General features: G+C 40.6%; 15 protein-coding genes. 1 reads left to right on the top strand and 14 read right to left on the bottom strand.

Annotated elements, in window-relative coordinates:
- Positions 1–373: 373 nt before the first annotated feature.
- The 4 genes from rplT to thrS form a co-directional block, all read right to left on the bottom strand.
- Positions 374–718: a 50S ribosomal protein L20 gene (rplT, locus tag JWQ85_RS16410; RefSeq protein ID WP_067059791.1), complete on the bottom strand. Its 345-nt coding sequence runs from the start codon at positions 716–718 to the stop codon at positions 374–376.
- A 76-nt stretch (positions 719–794) separates the two neighbouring features.
- Positions 795–995 carry a 50S ribosomal protein L35 gene (rpmI, locus tag JWQ85_RS16405; protein ID WP_256537078.1) on the bottom strand — a complete coding sequence of 67 codons (201 nt, stop codon included), beginning with the start codon at positions 993–995 and terminating at the stop codon, positions 795–797.
- Positions 996–1,094: 99 nt separating this feature from the next.
- Positions 1,095–1,661, bottom strand: a complete 567-nt coding sequence (gene infC / locus JWQ85_RS16400; protein ID WP_134337813.1) for a translation initiation factor IF-3 — start codon at positions 1,659–1,661, stop codon at positions 1,095–1,097.
- 1 nt (position 1,662) lies between these two features.
- The gene (thrS, locus tag JWQ85_RS16395; protein ID WP_299469898.1) at positions 1,663–3,588 is read right to left on the bottom strand and encodes a threonine--tRNA ligase; all 1,926 of its coding nucleotides are present in this window, start codon (positions 3,586–3,588) and stop codon (positions 1,663–1,665) included.
- 135 nt (positions 3,589–3,723) lie between these two features.
- Here thrS and JWQ85_RS16390 point away from each other — a divergent pair, with 135 nt between their 5' ends.
- On the top strand, positions 3,724–4,194 hold the full coding sequence (locus JWQ85_RS16390; RefSeq protein ID WP_299469896.1) for a hypothetical protein: 471 nt from the start codon (positions 3,724–3,726) through the stop codon (positions 4,192–4,194).
- A gap of 19 nt (positions 4,195–4,213) precedes the next feature.
- Here JWQ85_RS16390 and JWQ85_RS16385 read toward each other — a convergent pair whose 3' ends face one another.
- The 10 genes from JWQ85_RS16385 to JWQ85_RS16340 form a co-directional block, all read right to left on the bottom strand.
- Complete coding sequence (locus JWQ85_RS16385; protein ID WP_299469894.1) at positions 4,214–4,747, bottom strand: DinB family protein; 534 nt, start codon at positions 4,745–4,747, stop codon at positions 4,214–4,216.
- A gap of 237 nt (positions 4,748–4,984) precedes the next feature.
- On the bottom strand, positions 4,985–5,938 hold the full coding sequence (locus JWQ85_RS16380) for a D-2-hydroxyacid dehydrogenase (RefSeq protein ID WP_299469892.1): 954 nt from the start codon (positions 5,936–5,938) through the stop codon (positions 4,985–4,987).
- Between the two features lie 92 nt (positions 5,939–6,030).
- A complete protein-coding gene (serC, locus tag JWQ85_RS16375; protein WP_299469890.1) occupies positions 6,031–7,098 on the bottom strand; it encodes a 3-phosphoserine/phosphohydroxythreonine transaminase in 1,068 nt (355 codons plus the stop codon).
- A gap of 196 nt (positions 7,099–7,294) precedes the next feature.
- A complete protein-coding gene (rpe, locus tag JWQ85_RS16370) occupies positions 7,295–7,945 on the bottom strand; it encodes a ribulose-phosphate 3-epimerase (RefSeq protein ID WP_299469888.1) in 651 nt (216 codons plus the stop codon).
- A gap of 224 nt (positions 7,946–8,169) precedes the next feature.
- Entirely contained in the window at positions 8,170–8,826 is a 657-nt protein-coding gene (locus tag JWQ85_RS16365) for a 3-oxoacid CoA-transferase subunit B (RefSeq protein ID WP_299469886.1), read from the bottom strand.
- 4 nt (positions 8,827–8,830) lie between these two features.
- Positions 8,831–9,529 carry a CoA transferase subunit A gene (locus JWQ85_RS16360; protein ID WP_299469884.1) on the bottom strand — a complete coding sequence of 233 codons (699 nt, stop codon included), beginning with the start codon at positions 9,527–9,529 and terminating at the stop codon, positions 8,831–8,833.
- A 379-nt stretch (positions 9,530–9,908) separates the two neighbouring features.
- Entirely contained in the window at positions 9,909–10,931 is a 1,023-nt protein-coding gene (locus tag JWQ85_RS16355) for an acyltransferase (RefSeq protein WP_299469882.1), read from the bottom strand.
- 333 nt (positions 10,932–11,264) lie between these two features.
- Positions 11,265–13,670, bottom strand: coding sequence for an ABC transporter permease (locus JWQ85_RS16350; protein ID WP_299469880.1), 2,406 nt, complete (start codon positions 13,668–13,670; stop codon positions 11,265–11,267).
- A gap of 214 nt (positions 13,671–13,884) precedes the next feature.
- On the bottom strand, positions 13,885–16,359 hold the full coding sequence (locus JWQ85_RS16345) for an ABC transporter permease (protein ID WP_299469878.1): 2,475 nt from the start codon (positions 16,357–16,359) through the stop codon (positions 13,885–13,887).
- A gap of 67 nt (positions 16,360–16,426) precedes the next feature.
- Positions 16,427–17,268 (bottom strand): ABC transporter permease (locus tag JWQ85_RS16340; protein ID WP_367186231.1); only part of this gene is annotated, 842 nt, incomplete at its 5' end.

The following is a 17,268-nucleotide window of genomic DNA, read 5'->3' as shown; positions in this document are numbered from 1 at the left end:
TGTTGATGAGGAGCAGAAACCAGGTTCGGAAAATCCGCCGATGTGATTCACAGGTGTCAGGGTGAGCCTGTCGAACCATTTGTTAGTAAATGGCGTGAAAAGTGTTCACGTTCACGGCCGTGAACACCATCGTGAACACATAAATGATTGATAATAAGTATTTTAAAAAATAGGTACTGACAAAATAATGTCACCATTAAATCCAAATCCGGCACAGGCAAAATACACTATGATATATGCAGTCACGCTGCACGGCTTCGTAAAGATAATGTCATTCCACCCTCATAGGCCTCGCGGATCTTAAAACTCAGACTGACCAACCAACAAAAAAGGCCCCGAATTTCGGGGCCTTTTCTTATAAAGTATGCTCTAATTATTTTACAGCATCAATGATGGCTTTGAAAGCATCAGGGTGGTTCATCGCTAAATCAGCTAATACCTTACGGTTTAAACCAATTTCTTTAGCGGCTAACTTACCTATTAATTGAGAGTAAGAGATACCGTGTTGGCGTGCACCAGCATTGATACGTTGTATCCATAATGCTCTGAATTCCCTTTTCTTGGTTTTACGGTCACGATATGCGTACTGTAAACCTTTTTCTACTGTGTTTTTTGCAACGGTATAAACCTTGCTTCTTGAACCCCAATAACCTTTGGCGAGGTTCATGATCCTTTTCCGGCGTCTTCTCGACGCGACTGCGTTAACTGAACGTGGCATTTTGTGTTGTTTTTGGTAGTGAGTGTCCCTCTCGGAAGCTTCTGTACTCTAATACCTGGTTAAAAAATTTGTTTAATTACTTGCCTATGCAAAGCATACGTTTTACGTTACCCATGTCTGCAGCAGATACTAAGCTGGTATGACTAAGGTTACGCTTGCGTTTAGTCGACATCTTGGTTAAGATGTGGCTTTTGAATGCGTTTTTTCTGGCAATTTTACCGGTTCCAGTAAGCTTAAAACGCTTTTTTGCACTGGAATTGGTTTTCATTTTTGGCATAACTCTATTTATTTGTTTTTAGATGATTGACGTTATCTCAACGTTTTATTTTCAAAACAGCATATGCACATTTGAAATCTGCACATCTGCATATTAATATTATTTCTTCTGTGCCTTTGAAGCAACCGTTAAAAACATACGTTTACCTTCCAGCTTTGGTAATTGCTCTACTTTACCTAAATCTTCAAGCGCCTGTGCAAAACGCAGCAATAATATCTCGCCTTGTTCTTTGTATACAATTGCACGGCCTTTAAAGTGTACGTAAGCCCTTACTTTTTCGCCGGCTTCCAAAAACTTTTGTGCATGCTTTAATTTAAATTCAAAGTCATGGTCATCAGTATTCGGCCCGAAACGGATCTCTTTAATTACGGTTTGCTTGGCATTGCTCTTAATCTCTTTAAGCTTCTTCTTTTGTTCGTAAACGAATTTATTATAATCGGTTACTTTACAAACGGGAGGTACAGCGTTTGGAGATATCTCAACCAGGTCAAGTTCTTGTTCCTGTGCGATGGCCAAAGCATCTCTTAACGAGAATATGCCCTGCTCAACGTTATCACCTACAAGGCGCACTTCCTGTGCCCTAATAAACTGGTTGATATTATGTTCGGCTTCTTTTTTCTTAAATGGAAGCCTTGGTCCTCTGTTGAAAGGTTTGTTTAAAGCCAAGTTATACTGTTATTTCTTTAATTATTTGTTGTTTAAAATCTTCAATGCTCATGCTTCCCAAATCGCCTGTACCATGTTTACGAACAGAAACTAACCCTTCGGTTGCCTCTTTTTCGCCTACTATAAGCATATAAGGGATCTTTTTAACTTCAGCGTCGCGTATTTTGCGACCAATTTTCTCATCTCTAAAGTCAATCAGCCCGCAAATATCGGAATCTTTTAACTCATCTGAAAGTTTTTTTGCATATTCTTCATACTTTTCGGATATAGGCAGGATAATAAATTGCTCGGGAGACAACCAAAGCGGAAAATTACCGGCACAATGCTCTATCAATACGGCAACAAAACGTTCCAGTGAACCAAATGGCGCCCTGTGTATCATCACCGGGCGGTGTTTCTGGTTATCGCTACCAGTATATTCAAGCTCGAAACGCTCGGGTAAATTATAATCTACCTGGATAGTCCCCAACTGCCATTTACGGCCTAAAGCATCCTTAACCATAAAATCAAGCTTAGGGCCATAGAAAGCCGCTTCGCCTAATTCAACTACAGTGGTTAGGTTTTTCTCGGCAGCGGCCTCAATAATAGCAGATTCTGCTAAAGCCCAGTTCTCGTCAGTACCAATATATTTGGTTTTGTTATTAGGATCACGCAGAGAGATCTGTGCAGTATAATCGTCAAAACCCAAAGCACCAAATACGTAAAGCACCAGGTCAATAACTTTCTTAAACTCCTCTTTAACCTGATCCGGGCGGCAAAACAAGTGCGCATCATCCTGTGTAAAGCCACGTACACGAGTTAAGCCATGCAGCTCGCCGCTTTGTTCGTAACGATAAACAGTGCCAAACTCTGCCAACCTAACCGGAAGGTCCTTGTAAGAGCGTGGTTTAGTTTTATAGATCTCGCAGTGGTGCGGGCAGTTCATCGGTTTTAAAAAGAACTCCTCTCCCTCCTGCGGGGTTTTTATCGGCTGGAATGCATCTGCACCATATTTTTCATAGTGGCCTGATGTTACATATAGGTTTTTATGACCAATATGCGGCGTAATAACCTGCTCGTAACCAGATTTAACCTGTGCTTTCTGTAAAAAGTTAGTCAGGCGTTCGCGCAAGGCAGTTCCCTTAGGTAACCACAATGGCAAGCCCGCTCCTACTTTTTCAGAGAATGCGAACAGCTCCAGTTCCTTACCTAATTTACGGTGATCGCGTTTTTTAGCTTCTTCTATCAGGTGCAGATAGTCAGTAAGCTCGCTCGCTTTAGGGAAAGTAACCCCATAAATACGTGTAAGCTGTTTACGGCTTTCGTCGCCACGCCAGTATGCACCGGCAACACTCATTAGCTTTACAGCCTTTATAGCGCCTGTATTAGGGATATGCGGGCCGCGGCAAAGGTCGGTAAAGTTACCTTGTGTGTAAAAAGTGATACCACCATCTGGCAGGTCTTTCAAAAGGTCGAGTTTATACTCATCCCCCTTTTCGGTAAAATATGCAATAGCATCGGCTTTGCTAACCGGTTTGCGAATGTATTCGTTTTTGGTTTTAGCCAGCTCAATAACTTTGTCTTCAATTTTCTTGAACTCATCAGACGAGAATTCGCGGTCGCCAAAGTCAACATCGTAATAAAAGCCTGTTTCAATAGCCGGGCCGATACCAAATTTGGTACCCGGGTATAAGGCCTCTAAAGCTTCGGCCAATAAGTGGGCGGATGAGTGCCAATAGGTTGATTTGCCCTTTGCATCGTTCCAGGTTAATAATTTAACGCTCGAATCTTCTTCAATAGGGCGGCTTGCATCCCAAACCTCGCCGTTTACTTCGGCAGCTAATACGTTACGTGCTAAACCTTCAGAGATAGACTGCGCTATCTGCATAGAAGTGATCCCTTTGTCGTATTCACGAACGGAACCATCAGGAAGTGTAATACTAATCATCTACAACTATGATTTAAATTTTAATTAATAATAAATTATAAAACGAATCACATACTAACGTGATTTGAACTTATCGCAAAAATAGGATTTTTAATTACAGCATAAAATGTAAATTGCAGTTATTACAATTCAACAATGAAACGGGATAAAGAGGTTTTATATAGAAAAGAAAATAAGGCATCGTTAAGCACAAAGCATCATGTTTCACGAGGAGGAGATTTTCGTCACCAACGAAATACAAAAGAATTTTTAAACGATGAACGAACTCATATCGGTATGAATAGCGGCCGTTACGGGTATGATTATAAGCCGCTGTTCATGTTCTTATTGTCTAAAGTTGGTAAGAAATGGGCTGATGTTTACAGCGAAGCAAAGACGCGGTTAGATAAAGAAGATCCCATATTTTGGATGATAGCGCTTAACAATAGTGATAAAAAGGAAATAGTTAGATGTGGCCAAAGCTCATATTATTCAGGTTTATATGTCAATGATAACGGTTTAATCCAAATTGTAAATCCTGACGCCATACCGCCTGATAGCTATGCTTATCCCGGCGAAACATTAAGTTTTAATGGAAAAGTTGTACCAAGATTAAATAGTGAATGAATTACCAATTTACATGCCGTTATATCGTCAGATACTTAGCCCTTATTAAATTATAGTGATGCATCTCGTGCCCGGCAATGTGGTAAGCCAATGCCCTTACGGTAGCATCATTGGCCGTACCAGTACCATGTCCCATCCTGTCAAAAGCTTCCTCGGGCAGTCCATTGAATAAGGCTATAGTTGAGCGCCTTACGGCTTCGTATTCTTCAAATATATTATCGAGGTCGCGGTTATCGGCACCCGAATATGTAGCGTAGCTATCTTGATCAAAACCAATCAGGTTTTGCTGCTCGTTACGGGCAAAGCGTAGCGCACGGTAGGCAAATATGCGCTCATCATCAACAATGTGCACCAGCACTTCTTTAATACTCCATTTGCCCGGTGCGTAACGGCGTAACAAGGTAGTTTCGGGCAGGGAATAAATAAGCTCTTTCACCCTATAAAAGTTGTTCTGCAGATACTTTAATATCAAACCATCTGTTGGTATCAACTTCATATACATAATGGCATATTCCGGGTAATCGCCAGGTTTGGGTGGATGAATAACTCGCATATCTTACAAGGATTATTATTTAGTAAAAATAGAAAATAACGTGGATAGATGTGTATAAATCAACCACATGTCATTGCGAGCGATAGCGCGGCAATCTCTTTAGGACAATTGTACACCATGCATAAACGAATAGCTTAAAGAGATTGCTTCGTCGCTACGCTTCTCGCAATGACAATAGTGGATAACAAAAAAGCCCCCTGCTATTCGCAAGGGGCTTTACTTTAATAAAGTGTTTTCTTATTTACTAAAATGGCCGATAATTAGGCTGGCCAGTTCAACACCTATACGCTCCTGGGCTTCGTTTGTGGCGGCGCCAATGTGCGGGGTTAATGAAATTTTTGGATGAGATAAGATCTCCTGACGAGGGGTTGGCTCGTTATCAAACACGTCTAACGCCGCGTATGATACCTGGCCGCTATTTAATGCATCTACCAATGCCAATTCGTCAATTAATCCACCGCGTGAAATATTGATCAGTTGAACACCTTTTTTCATTTGCGCTAATTCTTCAGCACCAATTAAGGCTTTGTCAATGAATGGCGTGTGCAAGGTTATAAAATCAGCGGTTTTGATGATCTCGTTAAGCGTTGCTGTTTTAACAGTTACGTTAACTTTAGTACCACCTGTACCTAAAACAACCTCAACTTCGGGGTTAAATTCGAACAGATCGTAAGCAATTACATCCATCCCAACACCTATGGCAATTTTGGCAACCTCGCGGCCAATACGGCCAAAGCCTACAATACCTAATGTTTTGCCACGCAGCTCAACACCTTTGGCATAAGCCTTTTTAAGGTCGTTAAATTTAGTGCCGCCTTCAACCGGCATTTTGCGATTACTGTCATGCAGGAAACGCACACCGGTAAAAAGTTGCGCAAAAACCAGTTCGGCGACAGATAATGATGATGAAGCAGGTGTATTGTATACGCCTATGCCTTTTGATTTGGCATAGTCAACATCAATATTATCAACACCTACGCCACCGCGGCCAATAAGCTTAAGATTTGGGCAGGCATCAATTAAAGCAGCACGCACTTTAGTAGCACTACGTACAGTTATAGCATCAAACTCCTGTAAACGTACAGGCAATTCATCCTGTGGGATGTTATTGGTTTCTACAAAGAACCCGGCATCTTCCAACATTTTTTTACCAATTGGGTCGATACCATCGTTAGCTAATATTTTGATCATGATTTTATATGTTCATTAGTTCATTTGCTCATTAGTTCATTGGTCTGCTTCATTACAAATGAACAAGTAAACCAATGAACCAATGAACTAACCTATTTATTTTTTTCAGCAAACTCGCGCATGGCATCAATCAGCACATAAACGCTGGTTATTGGCAATGCGTTGTATATTGAAGCGCGGAAACCACCTACACTTCTGTGGCCTTTTAAGCCTACTATGCCTTTTTCGTCGCATAATTTCAGGAATGGTTTTTCCAGTTCCGGGTTTTCAGTAACAAAGCAAACGTTCATACGTGAACGGTCTTCAACCGCGGCAACCGCTTTAAACAATGGGTTACGGTCAATTTCCTCGTAAAGTACTTTTGCTTTTTCGTTGTTTTCTGCCTCAATAGCAGGAACGCCGCCTTTTGCTTTTAACCATTTAAGGGTAAGCATGGATACGTAGATAGCAAAACAAGGAGGCGTGTTATACATTGAGCCACCTTCAATTTGTACCTGATAGTTAAACATAGCCGGTATTTTACGGCCTGTTTTACCTAACAAGTCATCCTTAACAATAACTAAAGTAACACCTGCAGGACCCATGTTTTTCTGAGCGCCGGCATAAATTAAACCGAAATCAGCAACGTTTACTGTACGGCTAAATATATCTGACGACATATCGCAAACCACAGGGATAGGCGATTTAGGGAACTCTTGTAGCTGCGTACCGTAAATGGTATTGTTTGATGTAATGTGGAAATAAGCTGCATCAGCAGGCACAGTATAATCTTTAGGGATGTAAGTAAAGTTGCTTTCTTTTGATGTGGCAACAATTTCTACTTCACCAAAAAACTTAGCTTCTTTTAAGGCTTTGTTTGCCCAAACACCTGTTTCCAGGTAAGCGGCTTTGCCACCTTCCGGTAAAAGGTTATAAGGCGCCAATGCAAACTGTGTGCTTGCTCCACCTTGTAAAAACAAAACAGAATAACCTTCAGGAACGCTGAAAAGTTCTTTCACAAGTTTTACGGCTTCATCTAATACTGCTTCAAATTCCGATGAACGGTGTGAAATTTCCAGCAAGGAAAGGCCAGTTCCGTTAAAATCAATTACTGCAGCAGCAGCCTGTTTTAAAACTTCGTGAGGTAGTATGCCGGGGCCGGCACCGAAATTATGTTTCATAATGTTGAACTATATTTGACTAATAACTAATTATCAACTTTGTATTAAGAAAGGCCGAAGTTAATAAATTCGACAAGTTTTATAGACTATTTTTTACAATTTTATAAAAAGTGGAATTTTATAAAGAAAAGGCCCTTGATTTGCAATTATACCATTACAAGGCTTTTATAATGGCTTAAAATTATCAAACTGATAATCACGATCGCTTTAGTTGGGCAATTTCCGCAGATTGATCTGCCGCCGAGAATACCGAATTACCTGCTACAAAAACATTGGCACCGGCTTCTATCAGCTTTGCTATATTCTGGTTGCTCACTCCACCATCAACCTCAATATATAGGTTTGGGTTGGAGTTCGCGCTCATGGCTTTAACCTCGGCTATTTTAGTGTAGGTATGCTCAATAAATTTTTGTCCGCCAAAACCGGGGTTAACAGACATTACCAGAACCATATCCAGATCGGCAATAATATCTTTTAACATTGCAGTAGGTGTAGCGGGGTTAATGGCCACCCCTGCCCTGCAGCCTAATTGCTTTATTACCTGTACAGTACGGTGCAAATGCGGACAAGCCTCGAAATGCACGGTAATGCTATCCGCTCCGGCTTCCGCAAAATCTTTCAGGTAGCGGTCAGGGTCAACAATCATCAGATGCACATCCAATGGTTTGGTGGCATGTTGTTTTGTAGCCTTTACTATCGGGAAACCAAATGAGATATTAGGCACAAACATGCCATCCATCACATCTACATGAAACCAATCTGCCTCGCTATTATTGATCATTTCAATATCGCGTTGCAAGTTGGCAAAGTCAGCAGCTAATATAGAAGGGGCTATCAAATGGTTCATGACGGTAAATATAAAGGAATTGATTGTAAGGCCTATAAGTTTTGGAAATGTTTTGTGATGCTGAGGACTTTTACTCACCCCGCGGCACTACGTGCGCGACCTCTGCTTCGCAAAGAGGGTGAGAAGAAATACAAAACCCTCTTTCCGCGCAGCGAAGAGAGGGTGGTCGAGCGAAGCAATGACCGGGTGAGTCAAATTAATCATCTGTTACTCTATATAAGCTTTTATATCACCATTTCCGGGATCTCGCCTTCAATAATCAACTTACCTGCGGTTGCTTTCTTAATTTCTTCCACACTTACGCCCGGCGCGCGTTCCAATAACCTGAAACCACCTTCGGGCAATACATCGAGTACGGCCAGTTCGGTTACTATTTTTTTAACGCAGTTAATACCGGTTAAAGGCAGCGTGCATTTTGGCAATAGCTTTGATTCGCCTGCTTTGTTAACGTGCTGCATGGCCACAATAATGTTCTCTGCGGATGCTACAAGATCCATAGCACCGCCCATGCCTTTCACCATTTTACCGGGGATTTTCCAGTTAGCTATGTCACCATTTTCGGATACTTCCATGGCGCCCAGGATGGTCAGGTTAACCTTTTTCGCACGGATCATCCCAAAACTCATGGCTGAATCAAATATCGCCGAACCGGCTAATTTGGTGATGGTTTGTTTACCCGCGTTAATAGTATCGGCATCCTCCTCCCCTTCAAAAGGAAAAGGCCCCATACCCAGCAATCCATTCTCTGATTGTAGGATTACGTCCACCTCATCGGGGATATAATTGGCTACCAGCGTTGGGATACCAATACCCAGATTAACGTAGTAACCGTCTTTTATTTCTTTAGCTATTCGCTTTGCGATGCCTTCTTTGTCTAACATATGTTTAGTTTTTCTTCCTAACCGTTCTCTGCTCTATCCTTTTCTCGTAATTTTCACCCTGAAAAATACGGTGCACGTAAATGCCGGGGGTATGAACATTATCCGGATCAAGCTCACCGGGTTCTACTAGTTCTTCTACCTCGGCGATAGTTACCTTGCCGGCCATTGCCATAACGGGGTTAAAGTTGCGTGCGGTAGAGCGATACACCAGGTTACCCAACCTATCTCCTTTCCAGGCTTTTACAATAGCGAAATCGGCATCAAAAGCCATTTCCATTAGGTAATCTTTACCATTAAAATTGCGAACCTCCTTGCCCTCGGCTACTTCGGTACCTATACCTACCGGGGTGAATATAGCAGGCATACCATAGCCGGCAGCCATACAACGGGTAGCCAGCGTACCTTGCGGTATCAGCTCCACTTCCAGTTCGCCGCTAAGCAGCTGGCGCTCAAATTCGGCATTTTCGCCAACGTACGAAGAGATCATTTTTTTAACCTGGTGCTGGTGCAGCAATAGCCCAATGCCAAAATCATCTACCCCGGCATTATTAGATATACAAGTCAGATCTTTCACTCCTTTTTTAACAAGGGCTAAGATGCTTTTTTCGGGGAGGCCGCACATGCCAAATCCGCCGAGCATAAGGGTCATGCCGTCTTCAATATCGCGTATGGCCTCATCGGCACCGCTCACAACTTTATTCATGTTATATAATTGGTTGCGGTAAAATTAGGCATTTTGACCGAAGGTTTACCAGTAAAAATACTATGCAAGCATAATATTTTTTTTGTCATTTATCAGATCTTGTTCCGCTTGTTCCATTTTTGAAATGGAACACGTATAACACATTGTAAATCAATATGTTAAAATATGTAATTTTCAATTTTTATATAAAGTAACACTTTAGTACTTAATTTATAATACGTTGATATTTAAATACTAATAGATATTTATAACCTGTTCCACTTTTTTAAAATGGAACAAAATGAATAAAATCGCAAAAACCACTTGTGCCGAAAATAAAAACCACTTGTAACCTTTTTTATCGGCTTGCAAGTGTTTTTAAATAGCGTTTAAACGCTATTTAAACCTCCATTAAATGCGATTTAAAATCTATAATTTCCCTTTTCAACCAGCGCCGCATTGGTATATCAAAGCCATAAGTCATTAAATATGATAGCATCAGTCCGACTAAAGAAGAAATAACAATAGCAATAGGGGTACTAATAGTAGTGGCTAAATAATGCATAAGCCCAACTGCTACAGGCTCATGTATTAGGTATAAAGGATATGATATCGCACCCAACAAAATCAATAACTTAAACCTCAAAAACTTCATTTTATTCTTAATAACCAGCACAAATGCTATGTAAAAAAACACAAGGCAGACAATATGCTCAAAAGTATTTAAGTAGCCATTAATCATCACGCTGTCATTGTGAGATAGCCCGGTAGCTATGATAGTAAACAACAATAAGAATATCCGGCTTTTAGTTACACCCTGCGTATACCATTTATAAAAAATTATACCCGCTGCAAATGTTTGGAAGTGACTGACTAAAGGAAACAAAGCACGACCTATAATAAAAGTTCTCGTATACCATGCTGAACTATTGCCAATAAGCAAGTGAATACCATTAAACAGAGAGATAGCTATAAGCCCAAATAAAATTATCCATTCAATATTTTTAAGTTGATTTATATACCATAGACAAGACATAACCGAGTAAAACAGTAACTCAACATACAAAGTCCAATACACACTGTTTATATATGTTGTTTTAAACAGCGGCTGTAACATTAATGCGTTTCCTATTACAAACCCTAAACCTTTAGAAACTTCATGGCCTATAAGGCTGACAGATGCAATCGTAATGATAATAGAAAGCCAATACGAAGGAAACAATCTTATCAGCCTTGAGAGCCAAAAGCGTTTTAGACTTGCTGACTTCTCAAGCGACATGAATATAACGAAGCCGCTTATGATAAAAAACAAGTCAACACCCGTGCAACCATACTTAAATACACCAAAATGAAATAATAAAACTGAACTTGCCGCCAATCCTCTCATGGCGTCAAGTTCAAACAACCTTCTATTTTCAATCATACTTTACCATCATGCCTAAAACGGCTTTAAAACATACGTAGAGGTACAGGATTGCTTTCCATTCCGTTATTGCAAATGTGATTAAATTTTCCACTCATATAGCGTATTCCCTCTCTTAAATCGGAATTATCCTGTAAAGCTGAAAAATCAAGTGTTTCAAACTTTTCAAATTGGTACCAGGCAAATAAGTTTTCCGTAGTTAACGGGTTATTGCCAGCGCCATTGTTATCATTCTGCACAAGTTCATTAAGCGTCAATATGAACACTGGTAAAAATGACTTTTTTTAGCTTTTTTTCGCCCCTGTTTAGTTTAATTAAAAGCTATGGATCTTCTTATTCGCTCCTTAAACTTTTTACTGGATTGGCAATGGCCGACCGGATGGTTTGGATACTGGTTGTAACTAAGGCAACTACTACTGATAAAACCGCGGTAACAATAAACACCCAAACCGGCACATCAATATGGTAAGCAAAGTTTTGCAACCATTGGTGCATCATTAACCAGGCAACCGGTATGGCAACCACAACTGCCAGTAATACCAATTTCAAAAAATCTTTTGAGATGAGCGCAGTGATATCTGCTACAGACGCACCTAAAACCTTGCGGATACCTATTTCTTTGATGCGTTGAGTAGTTATGAGAGATATTAGGCCAAGCAAACCCAGGCAGCTTATCAGTATAGCTACAATAGTGCTTGCTTTTATTAGTTTACCAAGCAGTTCTTCTTTATTGTAAAATTGTGCCACCTGCTCATCTAAAAAATGATACTCAAAGGCATAATCGGGGTAAACAGTTTTCCACGACTTGCGAATGTTATCTATCCCGGCAGCTAAATTGTTACCCGATAGTTTCACTGCTGCATACCGGTAATACTCCCTGCCGGTGCTGATGAGTTGCGGCGTCATGGCGTTATACAAGGATTTTGAATGAAAATCTTTAACCACGCCAACAATGGTTCCATCAGAATTATTAAGGTCGCCGGAAGTTAATTTGCGGCCAATAACCTCTGCGGGCGACTTCGCCCCTAACATCTTCACCAGTTTTTCGTTGATGAGATATTGTTTGCTGCTGTCGCTTTCGGCATAGTCCCTGCCGGCAATAATTTTTAGTCCGAAGGTTTTAGCATAATTAGCATCGCCTATGGAAGAAAGCACTGTAAAAGTTTCCCAATCGCGGGTATCATACTTAACACTGCCCCCCTTTTGCGACGTCGAAATAGCTGCATCATAACAATATGATATGCTTTTAACCCCCGGGTTGCTAAGCATTAGATTTCGCAAGTAATCTGTTTTTGCCTTGGCCTTATCGGGTACAGGCAGCATTACTATGGCATTCTTATCAAATCCCGGATCGGTATTTTTTAAGAATTTGGTTTGCAAGGTGATGAGTATGGTACAAATAATAAGCACCTGCGCTATCACATTCTGTACAATTATTAATCCTTTACGTGTAAACTGCGATGTTTTAACATTGGCGTTTACCTGATTTTTTAAGGCATGTATGGGTTTAAAACGGCTTAACACGATTGCCGGATAAAAGCCCGCCGCTAATATCACCAGTAAAAATACAGCAAATAAAAATACTGGTAGCTGATAACCACTAAACAAGCCCAAGGTTAAACTTGTACCCAGCCAGGTATTTAGTACAGGCATAAATAATGCTGCCCAGGCAACTGATAATAATGCTGCAATACATACAATAACGCCTGTTTCTGCTATAAACTGGTAAAATATTGCCGAGGGTGTACTTCCCAACACCTTACGCGTACCTATTTCTTTGGCCCTTTTTGTACTTTGGGCGGTAGCCATATTTATAAAATTAACGCAGGCTATGATAATAAGCAGCAGGCCTACTAAGCCCAGGGTAAGCAGTAATGGTTTCTGTATCACACCTGCATAATGGCCATCAAAATGCCATTCGTTTAAAGGCATTAATTTATAATGAAACCAGCTGCCATCATTACCTAAAGTTTTTTTGATAATACCTGTTATAGCACTTTCAACCGTTTTTGGCGATGCGTTATCATTTAGCTGCAAAAAAATATGAGTATGCGAATTTATAAAATACCAATCGTTGCGCATCTGCTTTGCAAAATCGGGATTTAGCTGTTCAAAAGATGCTAAAGAAATGAACATGTCGGCCTTGAAATCGGTATTGCCTTTACCGGGGGCCAATACACCTGTGATTTTAACCTGTAAATGATTATCAACTAACAGGGTTTTGCCCATTGCATCGGTATCACCAAAATATTTTTTAGCCAGCACAGAAGTAATAACAGCCGTATTTGGTTCTGCTAACGCGATAGCCGGGTTACCCTGCGCCCAGTTATAATCAAGCACCTCAAATAAATGCTTATCTGTAAGTGCTATATTCTCATGTTCGCTAAAAAGCTTAGGGTTGGCCGTATTGTTATTTACAGCTACCGTGAAGGATTTATCCGCCATTAATATAGCCGCATTTTTTACTTGCGGAACCTGGGCTTTAACCGCATTGGCCAATATCATTGGTGCGCCTTTTTCATAATTAATACTGCCATCGGGTATATGCATCTCATCAACCACACGGTATAGTTGTTTGGCATCATGATGATAAGTATCAAAACTAATATGATACGTAATAAACTGGAATAAGATGATACTGCAGCCAATGCCCAGCGACAGGCCAAAAACATTTATACCTGTATAAAACTTGTGCCTTGTTAAATTACGAAGAGCTATTTTAAAGTAGTTTTTTATCATGATTTAGGCATTGGGTGATGTTTAATACTACAATATCAGCACTATAGATGTTAAATTATAATTTTTAACATCTATTAACTAAACAAAAAAGCGATGAGATTAAACCCATCGCTTTATAAATTTAAATTGTCATGCTGAGCGATAGCGAAGCATCTACTCGCCGACATGCATATCGAATAGATCCTTCGCTATCGCTCAGGATGACAAGACGATATTACTCGCTCCTTAAACTCCTAACCGGGTTGGCAATTGCCGCCTTTATGGTTTGGAAACTAAGGGTAACCAGTGCTGCCATGAGCATACCAGACCCACTCAGTGCAAATATCCACCAGCTTATGTTGGTGCGGTCGGCAAAGTTTTCCATCCATTTGTGCATTGCCCAGTATGCCAGGGGTGTTACCAGCACAAAGGCCAGTACAATAAGCCATATTAGTTCTGTTGATAGCAGGGTAACTATCTGGGCTACAGTTGCGCCTAATACCTTACGTACACCAATTTCTTTGGTACGTTGTGTTGTGGTATAAATAGCCAGGCCCAATAAGCCAAGGCAACTAATGAAGATAGATAAGCCCGTTGCCCAGGTTAGCAGCTTTGATGTATTTTGCTCGGCAGTGTAGAACTTGGCAATATTTTCATCATAAAAATTATACTCAAAATCATCTTCGGGGTAAATGTTTTTCCATGCTTTCTCTACAGCGGCAATAGCTTTTTTCCACTCATCGCCACCGGCAGTTTGCGCTTTTAAGGCAATGTGGAAAGTGCGGTTGTTCCATTTATTATTTACAGGTATTAAAATAGCCAGGGGTTTTATAGGCGAGTGTAACGATTTCTGATAAAAATCAGCCGTAACACCTATAATTTCCTTCTTCTTGTCATTATAGTCAAGCGTTTTTCCAATGGCATCAGCCGGGTTACGGAAGCCTAAAATTTTAGCATACGTATTATTGATAACCACAGCGCCACCACCCGTTGTATCGGTTGGTCTTAAATTGCGCCCGGCCAATAGTTTTATCTGGTAAACTTTCAAGTAGTTCTCGTCGGCAAATTTTTGCTGCAGGTCGGTTTTAACTTCCTTTTTACCATCTTTATAAGTAACCGTTGTGCTGTTTGTATTACCAGATGATGGCGGCGCACCGCCAACACTTATCATTTCAATTTGAGGTATAGCGCTTATCTTATTCATAAACACCTGTTGTTTGTTGGTGTTTATTTGTTTAAACGGGGTTGATATATTTACTATAGCATCTTTTTTGAAGCCCAGATCTTTGTGCAACGCATAATATATTTGCTTGCTTACCAGTATAGTTGCCATTATAAAAAACTGGGCTATAACAAATTGTGTTACTGTTAATGATTTACGCAGCCAGGCATTGCGCGATTTACTGCTGCCACTTTGTACCTGATTTTTAAGTACATCAACCGGCTTATAGCCCGACAGCATAAGCGCCGGATAAAAACCAGATAATACGCTTACCAATACAACCAGTACGAACAGGAATATAAACAGATCTGGCTGTTGCAGGTAGTTTACTTTAATTCCCTCGGGTATAAAACTGGCGAAGAGTTTTAATATAACCGGGGCTAAGGCTACAGACACAACAACCGCGAAAAGGGTAATGAGGAAGGTTTCGCTTAAAAACTGCAGTATAAGCTGCCCGCGGGTGCTACCCATTGTTTTACGGATACCAATTTCTTTAGCGCGTTGCGATGCCTGCGCGGTTGTAAGATTAATAAAGTTGATGCATCCTAATATCAACAGGAATGCGGCAATAACCAACAAGCCATATAAGGTAGTTTTATTGGCCGTTCTAACGCCATCCATACCGCCGTATACCTGGTCAAAATGAATAGTTTCAAGCGGCTGCAAATGAAAACCCTGCGTATTTCCCTTACTTTCAGGCTTTGGCGGATCATGTTTTTTCAACATTACATTCAATTGCTTTTCAACCTGCGAGGCAGATGCTTTGGCCGAAAGCTTTATAAATAACTGTGATGCAGAATTGGTATTTCCCCATTGCGCTAACTCGAAATTATCCTTCAGGTAGTGATCGGTACTTCCACTGATGTAAGATATAAAATCATGGTAAGCAAAGTCCGTTCTCTCTTTTAAAGGTTCAACAATCCCGCTAACCGTGGTTTTAACAGAGTCGTCATATATCACCTGCTTGCCTATCATATCCTCATAATTTAGCTTTGGGAAATAGATTTTGGCCTGGGTAGATGTTAGTACCACCTGGTTTGGTGCTTTTAACGATGTTTTTGCCGATCCGCTGATCCACTTATAGTTGATCAGGTTAAAATACTGCTCATCGGTAAATATTATTCCGTCTTGCTTTTTGATTTTGTTATCGGCAACTGCTCCATTAGGGATCAAAACGGTTGTTTCCCCGTAAATATAAAAAGGTGCAACTATATCAATCCCGGTAGCCTCCGTTCTTGCGGCGGCAGGCAGGGCCATAGTAACACCGCTGTTATGACCAACCTCACCGGCGAACGAATAATCGGTTGTTACACGAAAGATGCGGTCGCTGTCTTTATGAAATTTATCAAACGTAAAATCAAAGTGCACTATGAGGTAAATTACCAGCGCTGCACTAATACCTATTGATAAACCAACAACATTAATAAGGGTAAACAGCTTGTGCTTACGAAAACCCCTAAAAGCGATTTTAAAATAGTTTTTGATCATACATTGTTGATTTTAATGTTGTGTAGTGCATTTATCGACCTGCCTCACTGCCTGTCTTGATCTAATCCTATTCGCTTTTCAAGCTTTTAACCGGGTTAATCATCGCGGCTTTAATAGATTGAAAACTGATAGTTATAAACGCTATTACCATTGCCCCCGACCCTGCCGCAGCTATTATCCACCATTTTATACCATCACGGTAAGCAAAGCCCTGCAACCATTGCTGCATAGATAGCCAGGCTATCGGCGATGCTATCAAAATAGCTATAATAACCAGTTTTATAAAATCCTTGGAAAGCATGCCCACTATAATAGAAACGCTGGCACCTAATACTTTACGGATGCCTATTTCTTTAGTGCGTTGCTCGGCAGCGTAAGCAGCAAGGCCAAATAAGCCGAGGCAGGCAATAACAATGGCCATGGTGGTAAAGGCTATAAAAATATTCCCCATGCGCTGCTCTGTACGGTAAGTATTTTCAAAATCCTCATCCATAAAAGAGTAATCCATTTGTTGGTTGGGCGATAAGGTATGCCATTTTTCTTTCACCTGTGCTAATAACGCGGTGGTTTTGGCGGTATTGATACGTACGGCAATACTGCCCCTGCTCTCGTTCAAAGAAAACAGTACCGGTGTTATATTTTCGCGAAGCGTATTAAAGTTAAAATCTTTCACAACCCCTATAATATGCAGCACTTTTAACTTTTTCGCTGTGTTATCCAAAGATTGATACAACTCTTTGTTAAGAGGGTCTTTAAAACCTAAAATTTTAGCGGCAGCCTCGTTAATTATTAATGCTGATGAATCGGTTTTCATTGCTTTTGAGAAAGCACGACCGGCTATTATTTTCATGCCCATGGTACTTACATAATCCTCATCAACATCCCATATCTGGCTGGAAAGCGCTTTTT

The organism is Mucilaginibacter sp. (assembly GCF_028288105.1).
GTDB lineage: Bacteria > Bacteroidota > Bacteroidia > Sphingobacteriales > Sphingobacteriaceae > Mucilaginibacter.
Note: the sequence above shows the minus strand (reverse complement) of the source record. Positions and strands in the feature narration are given on the sequence as shown.

What these genes read in the sequence shown, in the direction of transcription:
- rpmI (WP_256537078.1), bottom strand. Translation starts at nt 995, where the DNA reads ATGCCAAAAATGAAAACCAATTCCAGTGCAAAAAAGCGTTTTAAGCTT.
- JWQ85_RS16385 (WP_299469894.1), bottom strand. Translation starts at nt 4,747, where the DNA reads ATGCGAGTTATTCATCCACCCAAACCTGGCGATTACCCGGAATATGCC.
- JWQ85_RS16365 (WP_299469886.1), bottom strand. Translation starts at nt 8,826, where the DNA reads ATGTTAGACAAAGAAGGCATCGCAAAGCGAATAGCTAAAGAAATAAAA.
- thrS (WP_299469898.1), bottom strand. Translation starts at nt 3,588, where the DNA reads ATGATTAGTATTACACTTCCTGATGGTTCCGTTCGTGAATACGACAAA.
- JWQ85_RS16350 (WP_299469880.1), bottom strand. Translation starts at nt 13,670, where the DNA reads ATGATAAAAAACTACTTTAAAATAGCTCTTCGTAATTTAACAAGGCAC.
- rplT (WP_067059791.1), bottom strand. Translation starts at nt 718, where the DNA reads ATGCCACGTTCAGTTAACGCAGTCGCGTCGAGAAGACGCCGGAAAAGG.
- JWQ85_RS16355 (WP_299469882.1), bottom strand. Translation starts at nt 10,931, where the DNA reads ATGATTGAAAATAGAAGGTTGTTTGAACTTGACGCCATGAGAGGATTG.
- JWQ85_RS16380 (WP_299469892.1), bottom strand. Translation starts at nt 5,938, where the DNA reads ATGATCAAAATATTAGCTAACGATGGTATCGACCCAATTGGTAAAAAA.
- JWQ85_RS16360 (WP_299469884.1), bottom strand. Translation starts at nt 9,529, where the DNA reads ATGAATAAAGTTGTGAGCGGTGCCGATGAGGCCATACGCGATATTGAA.
- JWQ85_RS16345 (WP_299469878.1), bottom strand. Translation starts at nt 16,359, where the DNA reads ATGATCAAAAACTATTTTAAAATCGCTTTTAGGGGTTTTCGTAAGCAC.
- JWQ85_RS16390 (WP_299469896.1), top strand. Translation starts at nt 3,724, where the DNA reads ATGAAACGGGATAAAGAGGTTTTATATAGAAAAGAAAATAAGGCATCG.
- rpe (WP_299469888.1), bottom strand. Translation starts at nt 7,945, where the DNA reads ATGAACCATTTGATAGCCCCTTCTATATTAGCTGCTGACTTTGCCAAC.
- serC (WP_299469890.1), bottom strand. Translation starts at nt 7,098, where the DNA reads ATGAAACATAATTTCGGTGCCGGCCCCGGCATACTACCTCACGAAGTT.